This window comes from Mitsuaria sp. GD03876 (assembly GCF_029840635.1).
Classification (GTDB): Bacteria; Pseudomonadota; Gammaproteobacteria; order Burkholderiales; family Burkholderiaceae_C; genus Roseateles.
Genome location: NZ_JAOCCU010000041.1, coordinates 38,550 through 54,511, shown reverse-complemented (window position 1 = coordinate 54,511; position 15,962 = coordinate 38,550). Strand labels below are relative to the sequence as shown.

15 protein-coding genes are annotated in these 15,962 nt (G+C 69.2%); 5 read left to right on the top strand and 10 right to left on the bottom strand.

Translation table 11 applies throughout. The annotated features are described in order from the left end of the window. The 5 genes from N5D62_RS22005 to N5D62_RS21985 form a co-directional block, all read left to right on the top strand. Positions 1 to 1,057 (top strand): sigma-54 dependent transcriptional regulator (locus tag N5D62_RS22005; protein ID WP_279760034.1); only part of this gene is annotated, 1,057 nt, incomplete at its 5' end. Between the two features lie 582 nt (positions 1,058 to 1,639). Beyond that, entirely contained in the window at positions 1,640 to 4,567 is a 2,928-nt protein-coding gene (locus N5D62_RS22000; protein ID WP_279760033.1) for a ribonucleoside-diphosphate reductase subunit alpha, read from the top strand. 281 nt (positions 4,568 to 4,848) lie between these two features. Further along, a complete protein-coding gene (locus tag N5D62_RS21995) occupies positions 4,849 to 6,021 on the top strand; it encodes a ribonucleotide-diphosphate reductase subunit beta (protein ID WP_279760032.1) in 1,173 nt (390 codons plus the stop codon). A gap of 61 nt (positions 6,022 to 6,082) precedes the next feature. Continuing rightward, entirely contained in the window at positions 6,083 to 6,229 is a 147-nt protein-coding gene (locus N5D62_RS21990; RefSeq protein WP_279760031.1) for a hypothetical protein, read from the top strand. A 15-nt stretch (positions 6,230 to 6,244) separates the two neighbouring features. Next, positions 6,245 to 6,874 carry a histone gene (locus tag N5D62_RS21985; RefSeq protein ID WP_279760030.1) on the top strand — a complete coding sequence of 210 codons (630 nt, stop codon included), beginning with the start codon at positions 6,245 to 6,247 and terminating at the stop codon, positions 6,872 to 6,874. Positions 6,875 to 6,979: 105 nt separating this feature from the next. Here N5D62_RS21985 and N5D62_RS21980 read toward each other — a convergent pair whose 3' ends face one another. The 10 genes from N5D62_RS21980 to N5D62_RS21935 all read right to left on the bottom strand — a co-directional run bounded on the left by N5D62_RS21980 (position 6,980) and on the right by N5D62_RS21935 (position 15,954). Next, on the bottom strand, positions 6,980 to 8,458 hold the full coding sequence (locus N5D62_RS21980) for a zinc-ribbon and DUF3426 domain-containing protein (RefSeq protein ID WP_279760029.1): 1,479 nt from the start codon (positions 8,456 to 8,458) through the stop codon (positions 6,980 to 6,982). Positions 8,459 to 8,609: 151 nt separating this feature from the next. Then, entirely contained in the window at positions 8,610 to 9,506 is an 897-nt protein-coding gene (gene prmA / locus N5D62_RS21975; RefSeq protein WP_279760036.1) for a 50S ribosomal protein L11 methyltransferase, read from the bottom strand. Positions 9,507 to 9,660: 154 nt separating this feature from the next. Further along, on the bottom strand, positions 9,661 to 11,010 hold the full coding sequence (gene accC, locus N5D62_RS21970) for an acetyl-CoA carboxylase biotin carboxylase subunit (RefSeq protein WP_279760028.1): 1,350 nt from the start codon (positions 11,008 to 11,010) through the stop codon (positions 9,661 to 9,663). A 10-nt stretch (positions 11,011 to 11,020) separates the two neighbouring features. Then, positions 11,021 to 11,488 (bottom strand): acetyl-CoA carboxylase biotin carboxyl carrier protein, encoded by a 468-nt coding sequence (gene accB / locus N5D62_RS21965; protein WP_279760027.1) that lies wholly within the window; start codon positions 11,486 to 11,488, stop codon positions 11,021 to 11,023. A 78-nt stretch (positions 11,489 to 11,566) separates the two neighbouring features. Then, positions 11,567 to 12,019, bottom strand: coding sequence for a type II 3-dehydroquinate dehydratase (gene aroQ, locus N5D62_RS21960; RefSeq protein ID WP_279760026.1), 453 nt, complete (start codon positions 12,017 to 12,019; stop codon positions 11,567 to 11,569). Between the two features lie 167 nt (positions 12,020 to 12,186). Beyond that, positions 12,187 to 12,744 carry a TlpA disulfide reductase family protein gene (locus tag N5D62_RS21955; RefSeq protein WP_279760025.1) on the bottom strand — a complete coding sequence of 186 codons (558 nt, stop codon included), beginning with the start codon at positions 12,742 to 12,744 and terminating at the stop codon, positions 12,187 to 12,189. After that, a complete protein-coding gene (locus tag N5D62_RS21950; protein ID WP_279760024.1) occupies positions 12,744 to 13,340 on the bottom strand; it encodes a hypothetical protein in 597 nt (198 codons plus the stop codon). Before N5D62_RS21950 ends, N5D62_RS21955 begins: the two co-directional genes overlap by 1 nt. A 39-nt stretch (positions 13,341 to 13,379) precedes the next feature. Further along, on the bottom strand, positions 13,380 to 14,126 hold the full coding sequence (locus tag N5D62_RS21945; protein ID WP_279760023.1) for a transglycosylase domain-containing protein: 747 nt from the start codon (positions 14,124 to 14,126) through the stop codon (positions 13,380 to 13,382). A gap of 9 nt (positions 14,127 to 14,135) precedes the next feature. After that, positions 14,136 to 15,044 (bottom strand): shikimate dehydrogenase, encoded by a 909-nt coding sequence (gene aroE / locus N5D62_RS21940; protein ID WP_279760022.1) that lies wholly within the window; start codon positions 15,042 to 15,044, stop codon positions 14,136 to 14,138. A 52-nt stretch (positions 15,045 to 15,096) separates the two neighbouring features. Then, positions 15,097 to 15,954 carry a TonB family protein gene (locus tag N5D62_RS21935; RefSeq protein ID WP_279760035.1) on the bottom strand — a complete coding sequence of 286 codons (858 nt, stop codon included), beginning with the start codon at positions 15,952 to 15,954 and terminating at the stop codon, positions 15,097 to 15,099. Between the last annotated feature and the right edge of the window lie 8 nt (positions 15,955 to 15,962).

The following is a 15,962-nucleotide window of genomic DNA, read 5'->3' as shown; positions in this document are numbered from 1 at the left end:
GCCGCCGCTGACCGGATCGAGCTCGGCGCTGGACCGGCTGGTCGGCGACTCGGCGCCGATGCGCCAGGTGCGCGAGCTGATCGAGAAGGTCGCGCGCAGCATGGCGCCGGTGCTGCTCAACGGCGAGTCCGGCACCGGCAAGGAGCTGGTCGCCCGCGCGATCCACGACGTCAGCGCGCGCCGTCCGCAGCCCTTCATCGCCGTCAACTGCGGCGCGATCCCGGAACAGCTGCTCGAGGCCGAGTTCTTCGGCTACCGCAAGGGCGCCTTCACCGGCGCGACCGAGGACCGCGAGGGCTTCTTCCAGGCCGCGCAGGGCGGCACGCTGTTCCTGGACGAGATCGGCGACCTGCCGCTGGCGATGCAGTCCAAGCTGCTGCGCGCGCTGCAGGAGCGCTCGGTGCGGCCGGTCGGCGCGGTGGCGGAAATGCCGGTCAACGTCCGGCTGCTGAGCGCCACGCACAAGGACCTCGCCGCCGAGGTGGCGGGCGGGCGCTTCCGGCAGGACTTGTATTACCGGCTCAACGTGATCCAGATCCGCGTGCCGCCGCTGCGCGAGCGCATGGAGGACCTGGCGCCGATCAGCGCGCGCATCCTGCAGCGCATCGCCGCCGACGCCGGCGTGGCGCCGGTCCCGGTGCTGACGCCGGCGGCGCTGGCCACGCTGGCCCGCTACAGCTTCCCGGGCAACGTGCGCGAGCTGGAGAACCTGCTGCACCGCGCGCTGGCGCTGTCCAGCGGCGACGGCATCGACCTGGCCGACCTGGGCCTGCCCGACAGCGTGCTGGGCCCGGACGACGCGCCGGGGGAGGCCGCCTATGGCGCGCTGGACCCGGCGCTGGGCGCGGCGCTGCCGGCCGAGGCGCGCGGCGACGCGCCGCTGCCGCCGGACCTGGCCGTCTACCTGGACGAGGTCGAGAAGCAGATCCTGCTGCGGGCGCTGGAGCAGCACCGCAACAACCGCACCGCCGCCGGCGCGAGCCTGGGCCTGTCGCTGCGCCAGATGCGCTACCGGATGGCCCGGCTCGAGATCTCGATCGGCGGCGACGAGGCCTGACGGCCTCATCCCGGTCGCCTGCCGGCCGCCCGCGAAGCGCACGCGCCGCGCGCATTGCGACCATGACCCCACCGCCGGTGGCGACTACGGGAAGGTCCTAGGCGGTAGTTGTCCTAGCCGTCCGGGACAGGGCGCCGGACTGTCATCGAACCGCCATCGCCGCGAGCGCAGCAACCATCGGCGATTGCGGCGCAAACCCGCCGGGAACCCGCGCCGATGCTCGCGCTCGCGATGCGATGCGCCAATCCATCGGCATCGTGCGGCGCCGGGTCTCCGGGCTAGCCCAGCGCGTGGCGGGCGTCAAGCGGTGACGCCACTAGCGGTAGTTCCTTGAAGGTGCCGCGACCACTAGATATAGTGTTTTGCATGCTATCCTGCTGACTTCGCAAACACGGCGATGAATGCTCCTTCAGAAGTCTTGTCCGCGGTGCCGGCCCCCCAGCCGGAGGAGCGGAATCACCAAGCCAAGGCGCATCTTCAGCATCGCGAGCACCACCTGACCCCCTGATCGTTTGGCCCTTCGGAAAAGCCGGGCCGGGCGCAGCTTTTTTGTTTTTCGACACCAGAACAGACGAGGATCCCATGCAGACAGTCGCCACAACGACCGCTGAAACGGGCCTGGCGCAGGCTCCGCGCGAGTCCGCCGCCGCCGCTCAGGCCAGCTTCCCGCAGCACCAGATCATCCGCCGCAACGGCGCGGTGGTGCACTTCGAGCCGAGCAAGGTGGCCGTGGCGATGATGAAGGCGTTCCTGGCGGTGCATGGCACCAGCGGCGCTGCCTCCGCGTCCGTGCGCGAGACCGTCGACGCGCTGACCGACGCCGTGACGCGCGGCCTGCTGCGCTCGCGTCCGGCCGGCGGCACCTTCCACATCGAGGACGTGCAGGACCACGTCGAGCTGGCGCTGATGCGCGGCGGCCACCATGAAGTGGCGCGCGCCTACGTGCTGTACCGCGAGCGCCGCTCGCAGGAGCGCGCGCGCCAGGGCGAGCAGCAGCAGGCCGCCGTGCTGGAGTCCGGCATCTCGGTGACCGAGAACGGCGTGCGGGTCCCGCTCGACCTGAACAAGCTGGCCGCGCTGATCTCGTCGAGCTGCGAGAACCTGGGCGCCGACGTCAAGCCCGAGCCGATCCTGGCCGAGACCAAGCGCAACCTGTACGACGGCGTCCCGATGGACGAGGTCTACAAGGCCGCGATCCTGGCCGCGCGCACGCTGATCGAGAAGGACCCGGGCTACACCCGCGCGACCGCCCGGCTGCTGATGCACACGATCCGCAAGGAGATCCTGGGCGCCGAGTACACGCAGGCCGAGATGGCCACGCAGTACGCCGACTACTTCCCCGGCTTCATCAAGAAGGGCGTGCAGGCCGAGCTGCTCGACGAGAAGCTGCAGCAGTACGACCTGGCCCGCCTGGGCGCGGCGCTGAAGGCCGAACGCGACCTGCAGTTCGACTACCTGGGCCTGCAGACGCTGTTCGACCGCTACTTCCTGCACGTCGACGGCACCCGCATCGAGATGCCGCAGGCCTTCTTCATGCGCGTGGCCATGGGCCTGGCGCTGGGCGAGATCGACCGCGAGGCGCGCGCCATCGAGTTCTACGAAGTCCTGTCGACCTTCGACTTCATGAGCTCCACGCCGACGCTGTTCAACTCCGGCACGCGCCGCTCGCAGCTGTCGAGCTGCTACCTGACGACGGTGGCCGACGACCTGGACGGCATCTATGAAGCGCTGAAGGAAAACGCGCTGCTGTCGAAGTTCGCCGGCGGCCTGGGCAACGACTGGACGCCGGTGCGCGCGCTGGGCTCGCACATCAAGGGCACGAACGGCAAGTCGCAGGGCGTGGTCCCCTTCCTGAAGGTGGTCAACGACACGGCCGTCGCGGTGAACCAGGGCGGCAAGCGCAAGGGCGCGGTCTGCGCCTACCTGGAGACGTGGCACCTGGACATCGAGGAATTCCTCGAGCTGCGCAAGAACACCGGCGACGACCGCCGCCGCACGCACGACATGAACACGGCGAACTGGATTCCCGACCTGTTCATGAAGCGCGTCATCGAGGGCGGCGACTGGACGCTGTTCAGCCCGTCGACCTGCCCGGACCTGCACGACCTGTTCGGCAAGGCCTTCGAGGTCGCCTACACCGCCTACGAGGCCAAGGTCGACCGCGGCGAACTCAAGCTCTACAAGCGCATGCCGGCCCGCGACCTGTGGCGCAAGATGCTGACGATGCTGTTCGAGACGGGCCATCCCTGGATCACGTTCAAGGACGCCTGCAACGTGCGCAGCCCGCAGCAGCACGTCGGTGTCGTGCACTCGTCCAACCTGTGCACCGAGATCACGCTCAACACCAACGACAACGAGATCGCCGTCTGCAACCTGGGCTCGGTCAACCTGGCCCAGCATCTGAAGGACGGCAAGATCGACCAGGAGAAGCTGAAGAAGACGGTGTCGACGGCGATGCGCATGCTCGACAACGTCATCGACATCAACTACTACGCGGTCAAGAAGGCGCGCGACTCGAACCTGCGCCACCGTCCGGTGGGCCTGGGCATCATGGGCTTCCAGGACGCGCTGTACCAGCTGCGCGTGCCGTACGCCTCGGACGCCGCGGTGGAGTTCGCGGACCGCTCGATGGAAGCCGTCTGCTACCACGCCTACTGGGCGTCGACCGAGCTGTCCGCCGAGCGCGGCCGCTACAGCAGCTATCGCGGCTCGCTGTGGGACCGCGGCATCCTGCCGATGGACTCGCTGGACCTGCTGGCCGAGGCCCGCGGCGGCTACGTCGAGGTGGACCGCTCGTCGTCGCTGGACTGGGACGCGCTGCGCGCCAAGATCGCCCGTGACGGCATGCGCAACAGCAATTGCGTGGCGATCGCGCCGACGGCGACGATCTCCAACATCATCGGCGTGGACGCGTCGATCGAGCCCTGCTTCGGCAACCTGTCGGTGAAGTCCAACCTGTCGGGCGAGTTCACCGTGGTCAACGAGCACCTGGTCCGCGACCTGAAGAAGCTGGGCCTGTGGGACGACGTGATGGTCATGGACCTCAAGCACTTCGACGGTTCGCTGCGCCGCATCGACCGCGTGCCCGAGGACCTGAAGCAGCTGTACGCGACCGCCTTCGAAGTCGACACCGTGTGGCTGGTGGAGGCCGCCGCGCGCCGCCAGAAGTGGATCGACCAGGCGCAGAGCCTGAACATCTACATGGCCGGCGCGTCGGGCAAGCGCCTGGACGACACCTACAAGCTGGCGTGGCAGCGCGGTCTGAAGACCACCTACTACCTCCGCACGATGGGCGCGACGCATGCCGAGAAGAGCACCGTGCAGAACGCCGGCCAGCTCAACGCGGTGAGCAGCGGCGGCGGTGGCCTGAGCGCCGCGCCGGTCGCTTCGGCGCCGATCGCGGTCGCTCCGATCGCGGCATCGGCGGCGCCGGAACTCGGCGACGCGACGCCGGCGACCGACGTCGCGTTCTGCGCGATCGACGACCCCGGTTGCGAGGCCTGCCAGTAATCGAAACAGGTGGTGTCGGCGTCATGCGCCGACACCACCGACGCTCGCGATGCGAGTGTTCATCGATGTTTGCGGCGATCGGCGGATTTTTCCGCAACGCTTGCAAGCGATCGATGAACGCTTGATCCGACGCCCCGCCGCGCTCATCGAGAGGCGCGCAGCACACGGTCCCACGCGTCGAATGCGATGCGGACCAGCAACAGCGAAGCGGCGTCAAAGTCAAGAAGTCCTTTGTGTTTGAACACAACACTCCGATAATCCGCGACCATAGGAAGACCACCATGCTGGTTTGGGAAGAAGACCGTAAGCCTTCGAGCAACGCGCCGCAGTCGGGCGCATCGATCCACGCAGCGACGCAGCCCGTCGCGCGTGATGCCGCCGCCTCCGCGGCCGGCGCGGTGTCCTCTTCTTCGCCGTCGATCGCCGATGCCGCCGAGCGCCGCGTCAACGTCGCCGACAAGCGCATCATCAACGGCCAGACCGACGTCAACCAGCTGGTCCCGTTCAAGTACAAGTGGGCGTGGGAGAAGTACCTCGCCACCTGCGCGAATCACTGGATGCCGCAGGAAGTGAACATGTCCCGCGACATCGCGCTGTGGAAGGACCCGAACGGTCTGACCGAGGACGAGCGCCGCGTCATCAAGCGCAACCTCGGCTTCTTCGTCACCGCCGATTCGCTGGCCGCCAACAACATCGTGCTGGGCACCTACCGCCACATCACGGCGCCCGAAGCCCGCCAGTTTCTGCTGCGCCAGGCCTTCGAGGAAGCGATCCACACGCACGCGTACCAGTACATCGTCGAGTCGCTGGGCCTGGACGAGAGCGAGATCTTCAACGCCTATCACGAGGTGAAGTCGATCCGCGACAAGGACGAATTCCTGATCCCGTTCATCGACGCGATCATGGATCCGAACTTCGTCACCGGCACGCCGGAGAACGACCAGACGCTGCTGAAGTCGCTGATCGTCTTCGCGTGCCTGATGGAAGGCCTGTTCTTCTACGTCGGCTTCACGCAGATCCTGGCGCTGGGCCGCCAGAACAAGATGACCGGCGCCGCGGAGCAGTACCAGTACATCCTGCGCGACGAGTCGATGCACTGCAATTTCGGCATCGACCTGATCAACCAGATCAAGCTCGAGAACCCGCACCTGTGGACGCCGGAGTTCCGCGCGGAAATCAAGGCGCTGTTCCAGAAGGCCGTGGAGCTCGAGTACCGCTACGCCGAGGACACCATGCCGCGCGGCGTGCTGGGTCTGAACGCGGCCATGTTCAAGGGCTACCTGCGCTACATCGCCAACCGGCGCGCGACGCAGATCGGCCTCGAGGCGCTCTTCCCGAACGAGGAAAACCCGTTCCCGTGGATGAGCGAAATGATCGACCTGAAGAAGGAACGCAACTTCTTCGAGACGCGAGTGATCGAATACCAATCGGGCGGCGCCCTGTCCTGGGACTGATGAAGTCCGAGGCGGAGCGACCCTCGAGCATTGTTTGTTGAAGAAGAGATCAAGCTTGGCGATGCGCCGACCGACCGACATAGAAGCGGCGGAGACGCACCGCAACCCGATTCACCGCACCGCGGAGCGCAACTCCCGCGCGTCGTGGGTGGTGAATACCTGCACCGGCATCAACCGGTTGATGACGGGCAGGGCTATTTCCACTTGATCAAGGAGAACTGAAATGGCAACTGCGAAGAAGGCCGCTCCGGCCAAGAAGGCGGCTCCGGCCAAGAAGGCCGCTGCGAAGAAGGCTCCGGCCGCGAAGAAGGCCGCTCCGGCCAAGAAGGCGCCGGCCGCGAAGAAGGCCGCTCCGGCGAAGAAGGCCGCCCCGGCGAAGAAGGCTGCGCCGGCGAAGAAGGCCGCTGCCGCCAAGAAGGCTGCGCCGGCGAAGAAGGCCGCTCCGGCCAAGAAGACCGTGGCCGCGAAGAAGGCTGCTCCGGCGAAGAAGGTCGCTGCCGCCAAGAAGGCTGCTCCGGCCAAGAAGGTCGCCGCGAAGAAGGCTCCGGCCGCCAAGAAGGCTGCTGTCGCCAAGAAGCCGCCGATCAAGGCCACCGCTGCCAAGGCTGCGAAGCCCGCCGCGAAGAAGGCTGCGCCGGCCAAGAAGGCCGCTGCCCCGAAGAAGGCCGCTGCCAAGCCGGCCGCCAAGCCTGCTGCGAAGCCGGCCGCCAAGAAGGCTGCCGCTCCGAAGAAGGCTGCTGCCAAGCCTGCCGCTGCCCCTGCCGCCAAACCGGCCGCTGCTCCGGCGCCTGCCGCGAAGACCGCGCTGAGCCCGCAAGCCGCGTGGCCCTTCCCGACCGGCAACAAGCCCTGAGCTTGAACGATGACCGGGCCTTCGGGCCCGGTACATCGAAGCCCTCACAAACCCGGCTCCGGCCGGGTTTTTTCTTTTCCGGAGCCTCCAGGGCTTCCGGGGCGATCAGGGATAGAAGAGTTCGACCGAGTAGCCGCTGATCTTCAGCGCGCCACTGTCGAAGACCAGCTGCAGCTGCTGGTCGGCGCCGGCCGGCAGCGCGGCGCGGTCCGCCTGCATCTCCGCCGGCGACAGCATCCGGCGCACGACGAGCGTCCCGCTCGCGTCCGTCAGGCTGAGGTCCACCCACGGCTGCGCGACGTCCCAGTTGCTGCGGTTGCGCAGGCTGATGCTGAAGCGGTAGTGGTTGGCGGCGCCGGCCGGATTGAGGCTGCTGCTCTCGACGCTGAGCGCCTCGATGTGCTGCCAGGGCTTGAGCTCCTGGCCCATCGCCTGCGCGACCGACGCGAGCATCGGCTTCGTCGCCGGGTACTGCGCGGCGATGGCCTCGCGCGCATGCCACAGCAGCTGGCCCATCAGGCCGAGCGCGAGCAGCGTGGTCGCGCTGCCCAGTGCCAGGCGCACGCCGGGGCGGTTCCAGCGGCGCGCCGATTCGGCCTGGCGCATGAAGCTGGGCAACTGGTCCGGCAGCACGCTGGGCGCGCCGGGCGCGGAGGCCGCTTCGGCGGCGGCGCGCAGGGCCATCAACTCGGACTCTGCGGCGAGCACCGTCATCGTCGTCTCGGGGCTCGCCTCGGGCGCCCGCTCGCGGGGCTTGCGCCGGAACGGGTTCCACGAGCGCTTCGGCTTCGCGGCCTTGGCGGCGCGGCGGGCCTCGGCGATCGTGTCCTCGTCGGCCGGCATCATCGAGGAGGTCGGCTCGAGCGCCGGGTCCATCGACGGCTCGTTCGCGCGCAGTTGCGCCGCGGTGGCCGGGCTCAGCGCGAGCGTCACGTCGGGCCGCTCGTCGTCGTCGATCATCGGCGGCGGCAGCTCGTCTTCCTCGAAGCGCATGCCCTTGGGTTCGGGCAGGTGCGCGCGGGCGTCGGGTTCGGGCGGCTGCTCGAGGAAAGGCTCGCGGCGATCCTCGAGCGACGACTCGGCGAAGCTGGAGCCTTGGAAGCGCGCGGGCACGGGCTCGTCGATCGGGAGCTCGTCGTCGGGCACGCGCCGAGGCGGCGCGAACGGATTCAGCGCGTTGTCGTCGGCGGCGATCCAGCCGCTGTCGCGATGCGTGGGCGGCGGCTCGGGCGTGAAGGCCGGTGCCTGCGGCGGCATCGTCATCGGCGCCGGCGGCATCGGGGGCGGCAGCGGAGCGGGCTGGCTCGGCTGGAATTCGCCGTGATACGGCTGATAGGGCGGGGCCGGCACCGGAGCGGGCGGCGGCGGCGGCGCCTGACGGCGCTCGACCGGCGCGGGCTCGGCCGGCGCGCCGATCGGCGGCCAGGGCGGCGGGCTGTCGCGTTCGAGGTCGAACAGCTGCTCGCGGGCGTCGAACACCTCGGCGCAGCGGCCGCAGCGGACCCAGCCTTCGGAGACGCGCAGCTGGTCCTGCACCACCCGGAAGATGGTGCCGCAGGTCGTGCAGCGGGTCGCGAGATTCATGGGCGGGATGATGCCACGAAGCAGGGTCAGTCCTTGCCGCGAACCGACCCGGGGTGACACTCGGTCACCAGGGCGGCGATGGCGCGCAAGCGGCTGTTCATCGGGGTCGGCGGGCGTCGGGCCGGTCGGGCGGCGGGTGGTCCGGGACGGCTCAGGCGGTGCGCCGCGCGGTCATGAGGATCCAGCCGTCCTCGCTGTCCGCGACGTCGAGCGCGACGTACGGCGCATAGGCCGCCTTCAGCTCGTCGGCCTGGCGTTCGAGGATGCCGGCCAGCACCAGGTGGGCGCCGGGGCGCAGGTGGTTGCACAGCAGCGGCGCCAGCAGCTTCAGCGGCGTGGCCAGGATGTTGGCCAGCACCAGCGGGTACTCGCCCGAGGCCGCGTCCGGCAGCGCGGCGTTCAGCGTCACGCCGTTGTCCTTGGCGTTGTGCGTCGAGGCGATCAGCGCGGCCGGGTCGATGTCGACCGCGTCGATGTTCCTGCCGCCGAACAGGCCGGCGGCGATCGCGAGGATCCCCGACCCGCAGCCGTAGTCGAGCACGCGGTCCCAGCCGGCGGCCTCCGCGCCGTGGCGCGCGATCCAGCGCAGGCACATGCGCGTCGTCGGGTGCGTGCCGGTGCCGAAGGCCAGGCCCGGGTCCAGCCGCATCACCTGCTTGGCCTGCGCCGGCGCCTCGTGCCACGACGGCACGATCCAGAACTCCGGCGTGATCTCGACCGGCGCGAACTGCGACTGCGTCAGCCGGACCCAATCCTGCTGCGCGACGGTCTGGATCGACTGCACGTGGACGTCGGTGGCCCAGTCCTGCGCCAGGATCAGCGTCGCCGCCTCGGTCGCCTCGGCTTCGGCCGCGAACAGCGCCTTCACCACCGAGCGCTCCCAGCCCGCGCGCGGCGCGGGCATGCCGGGTTCGCCGAACAGCGCGCGCTCGGCGGGCGTGTCGGCGTCGGCGTCCTCGACCGACACGGCCAGCGCGTCGATCTCCATCAGCGCGTCGCTGACCGTCTCGACATCTTCCTCGCGGCAGATCAGCACGAGCTCATGCAGCAGGGGGTCGAGGGCGTGGTCTTCGCTCATGGCGGCTCCGGGACTTCGGTGGACTTCGGGGATCGGAAAAGGACAAGCCCCCAAGGCGGACTCGCGTCCGCGCCTGAGGGCCTGCGCATTGTCGCTCAGCGACGTGCGGGGAGGGCGCGCGGGTTCAGCGCTTGTGCGCCGCCATCCACTGCTCGAGGTAGTGGATGTCGGTGCCGCCCTCGATGAACTTGGCGTCGGCCATCAGCTCGCGGTGCAGCGGGATGTTGGTCTGGATGCCTTCGACGACGGTCTCCGACAGCGCGATGCGCATGCGGGCCAGCGCCTGCTCGCGGGTGTCGCCGTGCACGATGATCTTGCCGATCATCGAGTCGTAGTTCGGCGGCACGAAGTAGTTGGTGTACGCATGCGAGTCCACGCGCACGCCGGGGCCGCCCGGCGGGTGCCACATCGTGATGCGGCCGGGGGACGGGATGAACTTCACCGGGTCCTCGGCATTGATGCGGCACTCGATCGAGTGGCCGCGCATCGTGATGTTGCGCTGGGTGAAGGGCAGCTTCTCGCCGGCGGCGATGCGGATCTGCATCTGCACGATGTCGATGCCGGTCACCAGCTCCGTCACCGGATGTTCCACCTGCACGCGGGTGTTCATCTCGATGAAGTAGAACTCGCCGTTCTCGTACAGGAACTCGAAGGTGCCCGCGCCGCGGTAGCCCATCTTCTTGCAGGCGGCGGCGCAGCGGTCGCCGACGCGCTCGATCAGGCGGCGCGGGATGCCCGGCGCCGGCGCTTCCTCGATGATCTTCTGGTGGCGACGCTGCATCGAGCAGTCGCGCTCGCCCAGCCAGACGGCGTTCTTGTGGCCGTCGGCCAGCACCTGGATCTCCACGTGGCGTGGATGCTCCAGGAACTTCTCCATGTAGACCTGCGGGTTGCCGAAGGCCGCGGCCGCTTCGGCCTTGGTCATCTGCACCGCGTTGACCAGCGCGGCCTCGGTGTGCACGACCCGCATGCCGCGGCCGCCGCCGCCGCCGGCGGCCTTGATGATCACCGGATAGCCGACCGCGCGGGCGACGCGGACGATCTCCTTGGGGTCGTCCGGCAGGGCGCCCTCGGAGCCCGGCACGCAGGGCACGCCGGCCTTGATCATGGCCTGCTTGGCCGAGACCTTGTCACCCATCGTCCGGATGTTCTCCGGGGTCGGGCCGATGAAGGTGAAGCCGCTGCGCTCGACGCGCTCGGCGAAGTCGGCGTTCTCCGACAGGAAGCCGTAGCCGGGGTGGATCGCCTCGGCGTCGGTGACCTCGGCCGTCGCGATGATGGCCGGCATCGACAGGTAGCTCTGCGCGGACGGGGCGGGGCCGATGCAGACGGCCTCGTCGGCCAGCTTCACGTACTTCGCGTCGCGGTCCGCTTCCGAATACACGACGACCGACTTCACGCCCAGCTCGCGGCACGCGCGCTGGATGCGAAGGGCGATCTCGCCGCGATTCGCGATCAGGATCTTCTTGAACATCTCGGCTGCCTTACTCGATGATGATCAGCGCCTGGCCGAACTCCACCGGTTGGCCGTTCTCGATCAGGATCTTCGTGATCGTGCCGGTCTTGTCGGCTTCGATCTCGTTCATGATCTTCATCGCCTCGATGATGCAGATGGCGTCGCCTTCCTTGACCTGCTGGCCGACCTCGGCGAACGGCTTGGCGTTCGGGCTGGAGGCGCGATAGAAGGTGCCGACCATCGGCGACTTGACGGCGTGGCCGGTCTCGGCGGCCGGCGCGGGCGCCGCGGCGACCGGGGCGGCGGCCGGGACGGCCTGGGCCGCCTGCGGCGCGGCGACCATCTGCGGCGCCTGCATCATGGGCATGGCGGCCACGACGGGCTGGCCATCGGACTTGACGATGCGCACCTTGCCGTCGGCTTCGGTGATTTCAAGTTCAGAGATGTTTGACTCGGACACGAGGTCGATCAGGGTCTTGAGCTTGCGCAAATCCATATGAACTCTCCAACGGGGATCGGTTGTGGTCTTCGGTGATGTCTTCCGGTCCGCGACGGCATCGACGGACCGCGGCGCTCAGGGGGGCGAGGCCGGGCGGCTCAATTGCTCGATCGCGAACTGCAGCGCCAGCCGGTAGCCGGCGGGCCCGAGGCCGCAGATCACGCCTTGCGCGATCGCCGACAGGTAGCTGTGATGCCGGAACGGTTCGCGCTTGTGGATGTTGGACAGGTGCACCTCGACAAACGGCAGCGCCACCGCCGCCAGCGCATCGCGGATCGCGACGCTGGTGTGGGTGTAGGCCGCCGGATTGATGAGGATGAAGCGGGTGCCATCGGCGCCCGCCGCCTGAATGCGGTCCACCAGGGCCCCTTCGTGGTTGCTCTGGTAGCTCTCCAGAGCTACGCCGGCATCCTGCGCGATCTGGCGAAGATCTGCATCGATCTGCGCCAATGTGGCCGCGCCGTAGACCCCGGGCTCGCGGGTGCCGAGCAGATTGAGGTTGGGGCCGTGTAGTACCAGGACTTGCATTCAGCGACCGGTCCCGCCAATTAGAGCGAAGACACTAGAAGCGTAAAAGGGTGGACTTTACGCCTTTTGAGCCCAGATCCCGGCAGCATCCCAAAAATAAATGGCTTGACCGGCCCCAGGGCGCCCGCTATGGCCGAGGGCCCCTCCTTCTAGGGGTTGACCCGGAGTCAGGCCTTCAGGGAGCGCGCCATCTCGCGCAGTTCTTCCAGATGCGTGGCGCCCAACTTCCGCCAGATCGGTTCGCCTTGAGGACCGAAGGCCACGGTAAAGGGCAGTCCGCCCTTGGCGTTGCCCAGCGTCTTGGACAGGTCGGTGCCGGTGAGGCCGGCGAGCGCCACCGGGAACTTCAGCGGAAGCTTTTCCAGGAAACCGCGCACCGGCGTCGGCGCGTCGACCGCCAGGCCGAGCACCTGCCAGCCTTGCGCGGCGAACTCGTCGTGGAACTGATTGATCTCCGGCAGTTCCTTGACGCAAGGCGCGCACCAGGTGGCCCAGAAGTTCAGCAGCAGCGGCTTGCCGCGCAGATGCGCGGCCGGCTGGTAGGTCTGCTGGTCCAGGGTGTCGAAGCTGGCGTTCCAGAAGGCCGCGGCTTCCGCCGACAGCGGGCCGGACGCCGGACCGCCGGCCTGGGCCGCCTGGCGCTCATGGCGAAGGGCGAGGTAGGCGCCGCCACCCGCCGCCACCAGCCCGGCGGCTCCCAATCCCAGCACAGCGCGTCGTTGCATCAATCGTCCTTCGTCGTCATCAATTGCCGCAGCGCGGCCAGGTCGCCGCGATCGGTCCGGCCGCGGGCGTCGGGCTTGAGCGCGCCGCGCAGGTCGTCATGGTCCAGGATGGTCAGCGCCAGCGTGACCCGTTCATTCAGCGCGCGGCAGGGGACGTCCATGATCAGCTGGTCCACCAGGTCGCCGCGGGCATTGCGCGACTGGCCGACGTCGAAGTCGATGCCCTGGTTCAGCAGCGCGATCTCCGCCGATTTGCTGTCATCGCAGTACAGCTGCAGGTGGATGTTGGACAGCCGGGTCGCGGTGCCGCGCCAGACCGCGCCGCTCAAATGCGGCCGGAACTCGGCCAGGCGCTCCATCCAGACGGCGGCGACGTCGCGCAGCGCCTGCAGTTCGGCCGGCTGGGTGTCGGCGCAGAAGATGTCGAGGTACTCGCGGACCTGGTCCTCGAGTTCGTCGTTGGAGGGCAGCGCGGTGCGGGGCGGCAGGCCCAGCACCTTCAGCGCGCGGGACTTGGCCGGGCCGTAGTCCAGGCCTTCTTCCACCACCAGCCGGGCGGCGGCGGCGGCGATCTCGGTCGTCAGTTCGGGTGTCATGGCGGTCTCGTCGCTCGGCCGGAGGTCCGGCGCAAGCGCTCAGGGTACCTCGACCGCGTTCATCCGGGCTTCGATGGTGCCAGCCCGCCCGATCACATAGGGCGAACCTGGGCGTTTCTCGAACCGCTTCGGCGCCGGCAGCATCACCGCCAGCCGGGCGGCTTGGTTCGGGCCGAGCCGGGCGGCGTCGACGCGGTAATAGTGACGCGCCGCCGCCTGTGCCCCGAACACGCCTTCGCCCCACTCGACGTTGTTCAGGTAGATCTCCAGGATGCGCTGCTTGCTGAGCAGCGCTTCCAGCGTCAGCGTCAGCAGGAATTCCTGGCCCTTGCGGAACAAGGTGCGCTCCGAATTCAGGAACAGGTTCTTGGCCAGCTGCTGGGTGATCGTCGAGCCGCCGATGACCTTGGGCACCGGCGGCGCCTTCGTCGAATTGGCCTTGACGAGCCGGGCGGCGCGTTTGTCGGCCTGTTCCTGCGCGCGCTGGTTCTTGTCCCAGGCCTTCTCGAGCGCGTCCCAGTCGACGCCGCCGTGCTCGTTGAAGCCGGCGTCCTCGCTGGCGATCACCGCGCGCTTGAGGTTGCGGCTGATCTGCGCGTCGTCGACCCATTGCTGCGCCCACAGGATCTCGTGCTTCTCGCGCAGCAGGCGCAGCGCCTCGGAGCGCTGGAAGGTCGTGGACTGCGGCGACACCACCGCCATCAGCGCGATGCGCGCCGCGAAGAACAGCTGCAGGCACACCACGCTGACCACGAGCATGCCGACGAAACGCCAGAACTGCTTCATGCCGGCTCCTCAGGCGGCGGCCAGCCGGCGGCGCAGGTCCGCCAGCACCGTCGCGCTGTCCGGACGCACGCCGCGCCAGAGGTGGAAGGCCTCGGCGGCCTGCTCGACCAGCATGCCCAGGCCGTCCCGGGTCGCGCCGCCGGGGCCGGCCTGGTCGGCGGCCCAGGTCAGGAACGGCGCCGCGGACGGGCCGTACATCATGTCGACCGCCAGGCCGCCGCGCGCGAGCACCGCCGCGTCCGGATCCGGCAGCGGCAGGCCCGCGCCGCTGAGCGAGGCGCTGGTGCCGTTGATCAGCAGGTCGTGACGCCCGTCGGGCGCTGCGTCGTCGAGGCCGCCGGCGCTCAGGCGCACGCCGTGCTCGTCGGCCCAGGCGCGGTGGCTGTCGGCGAGGGCCAGCGCCTTGTCGGCGCTGCGGTTGACGATGCGGATCTCCGCCGGCCGGCCGACGATCAGGCTGCCGAGCACGCCGGCCGACGCGCCGCCGGCGCCGATCAGCAGCACGCGCTGGCCGCGCAGCGGGCGGGCGGCATTGCGCTCGATGTCGGCGACGAGGCCGGCGCCGTCGGTGTTGTCGCCGAGCCAGCCGCCGGCGGACTCGTCGTCGAAGCGCAGCGTGTTGACCGCGCCGGCGAGCTGGGCGCGCGGCGTGCGGCGGGCGGCGAGCCGGAAGGCGTCGAACTTGAACGGCACCGTCACGTTGCAGCCGCGGGCGCCCGAGGCGACGAAGGCGCGGATCGCCGCCTCGAACCCATCCAGCGGGCACAGCAGCCGTTCATAGACCAGCGACTGGCCGGTCTGCGCGGCGAACGCGGCGTGGATTTCCGGCGAACGGCTGTGCGCGACCGGGTTGCCGGCGACCGCGTAGCGATCGACGGCGGCGGAGGGGGACGGGGAGACGGGGGGCAGGGCGCTCATGCGGCTGTCTATATCTATATAGAGAGGGAGACGGGCGCGGGCAGCCCGCGCGTCAGGACGGCTGCGCGCTGAGTGTCGTCTCGAGGTTCTCGTCGCGGGTGAAACGGAAGCGCGAGGTGATCACCAGCAGTTCGGCGCCCTGGCGCATCTGCGTCGTGAAGCTGCCGAACGGCGCGCTGGCGCGGACGATCGCGACCGCGCGGCGGTCCAGCACCGAGTTGCCGGAGCTCTGCACGATGTCGGTCTCGACGACGCGGCCGCGGTAGTCGACGTGGATGTTCATCGTCAGCTCGCCGTAGAGCTTGCGGCCCTGGTAGGTCGGGAAGTCGCGGGTGCCGCGCGTCTCGATGCGGCGGCGCAACTGGTCGTAGTACTGGGCGTAGACGACCTCACGCGTGGCCGGGCTGACGTAGCGCTTCTTCGGCCGCGAGTTCTCGTCGTTGACGCGCTTCTCGATCTCGGCCAGCAGTTGCACCAGCTGGCGGCGGCGCTCGGCCTGCTCGCGCGCCTCGGGCGTGCCCTTGTCGCGCAGCGGGTCGGGCGCGGGGAGCAGGGCCAGCTCGCGCCGCACCTGCGTCAGCAGCTGTTCCTGCGCCACCTGCAGCTGCTGGATCTGGCTGTGCTGGACCTCGGTGCTGTCGCCGGTCTCCATCTTGGGCGACGGCGGCAGCGGCGAGGTGGCGCGCATGTCGGCGGCCATCTCGCCCCCGCCGGCCAGGTTGGCCTGCGCGAGCGCCTGTGCCTTCGCCGGCGCTTCCTGGCCGCGGGCGTTGACCAGCACGACCTCGAGCGGCGTGTCCTGGAACAGGCGGTCGAACTGGTCGGGCGCGACGAACTTCAGCGTCCCCAGGCCCAGGTGCACCCCGGCCGAGACGATCAGCGCGTATTGCAGGAGACTGAGCTTGGGCATCTTGGACA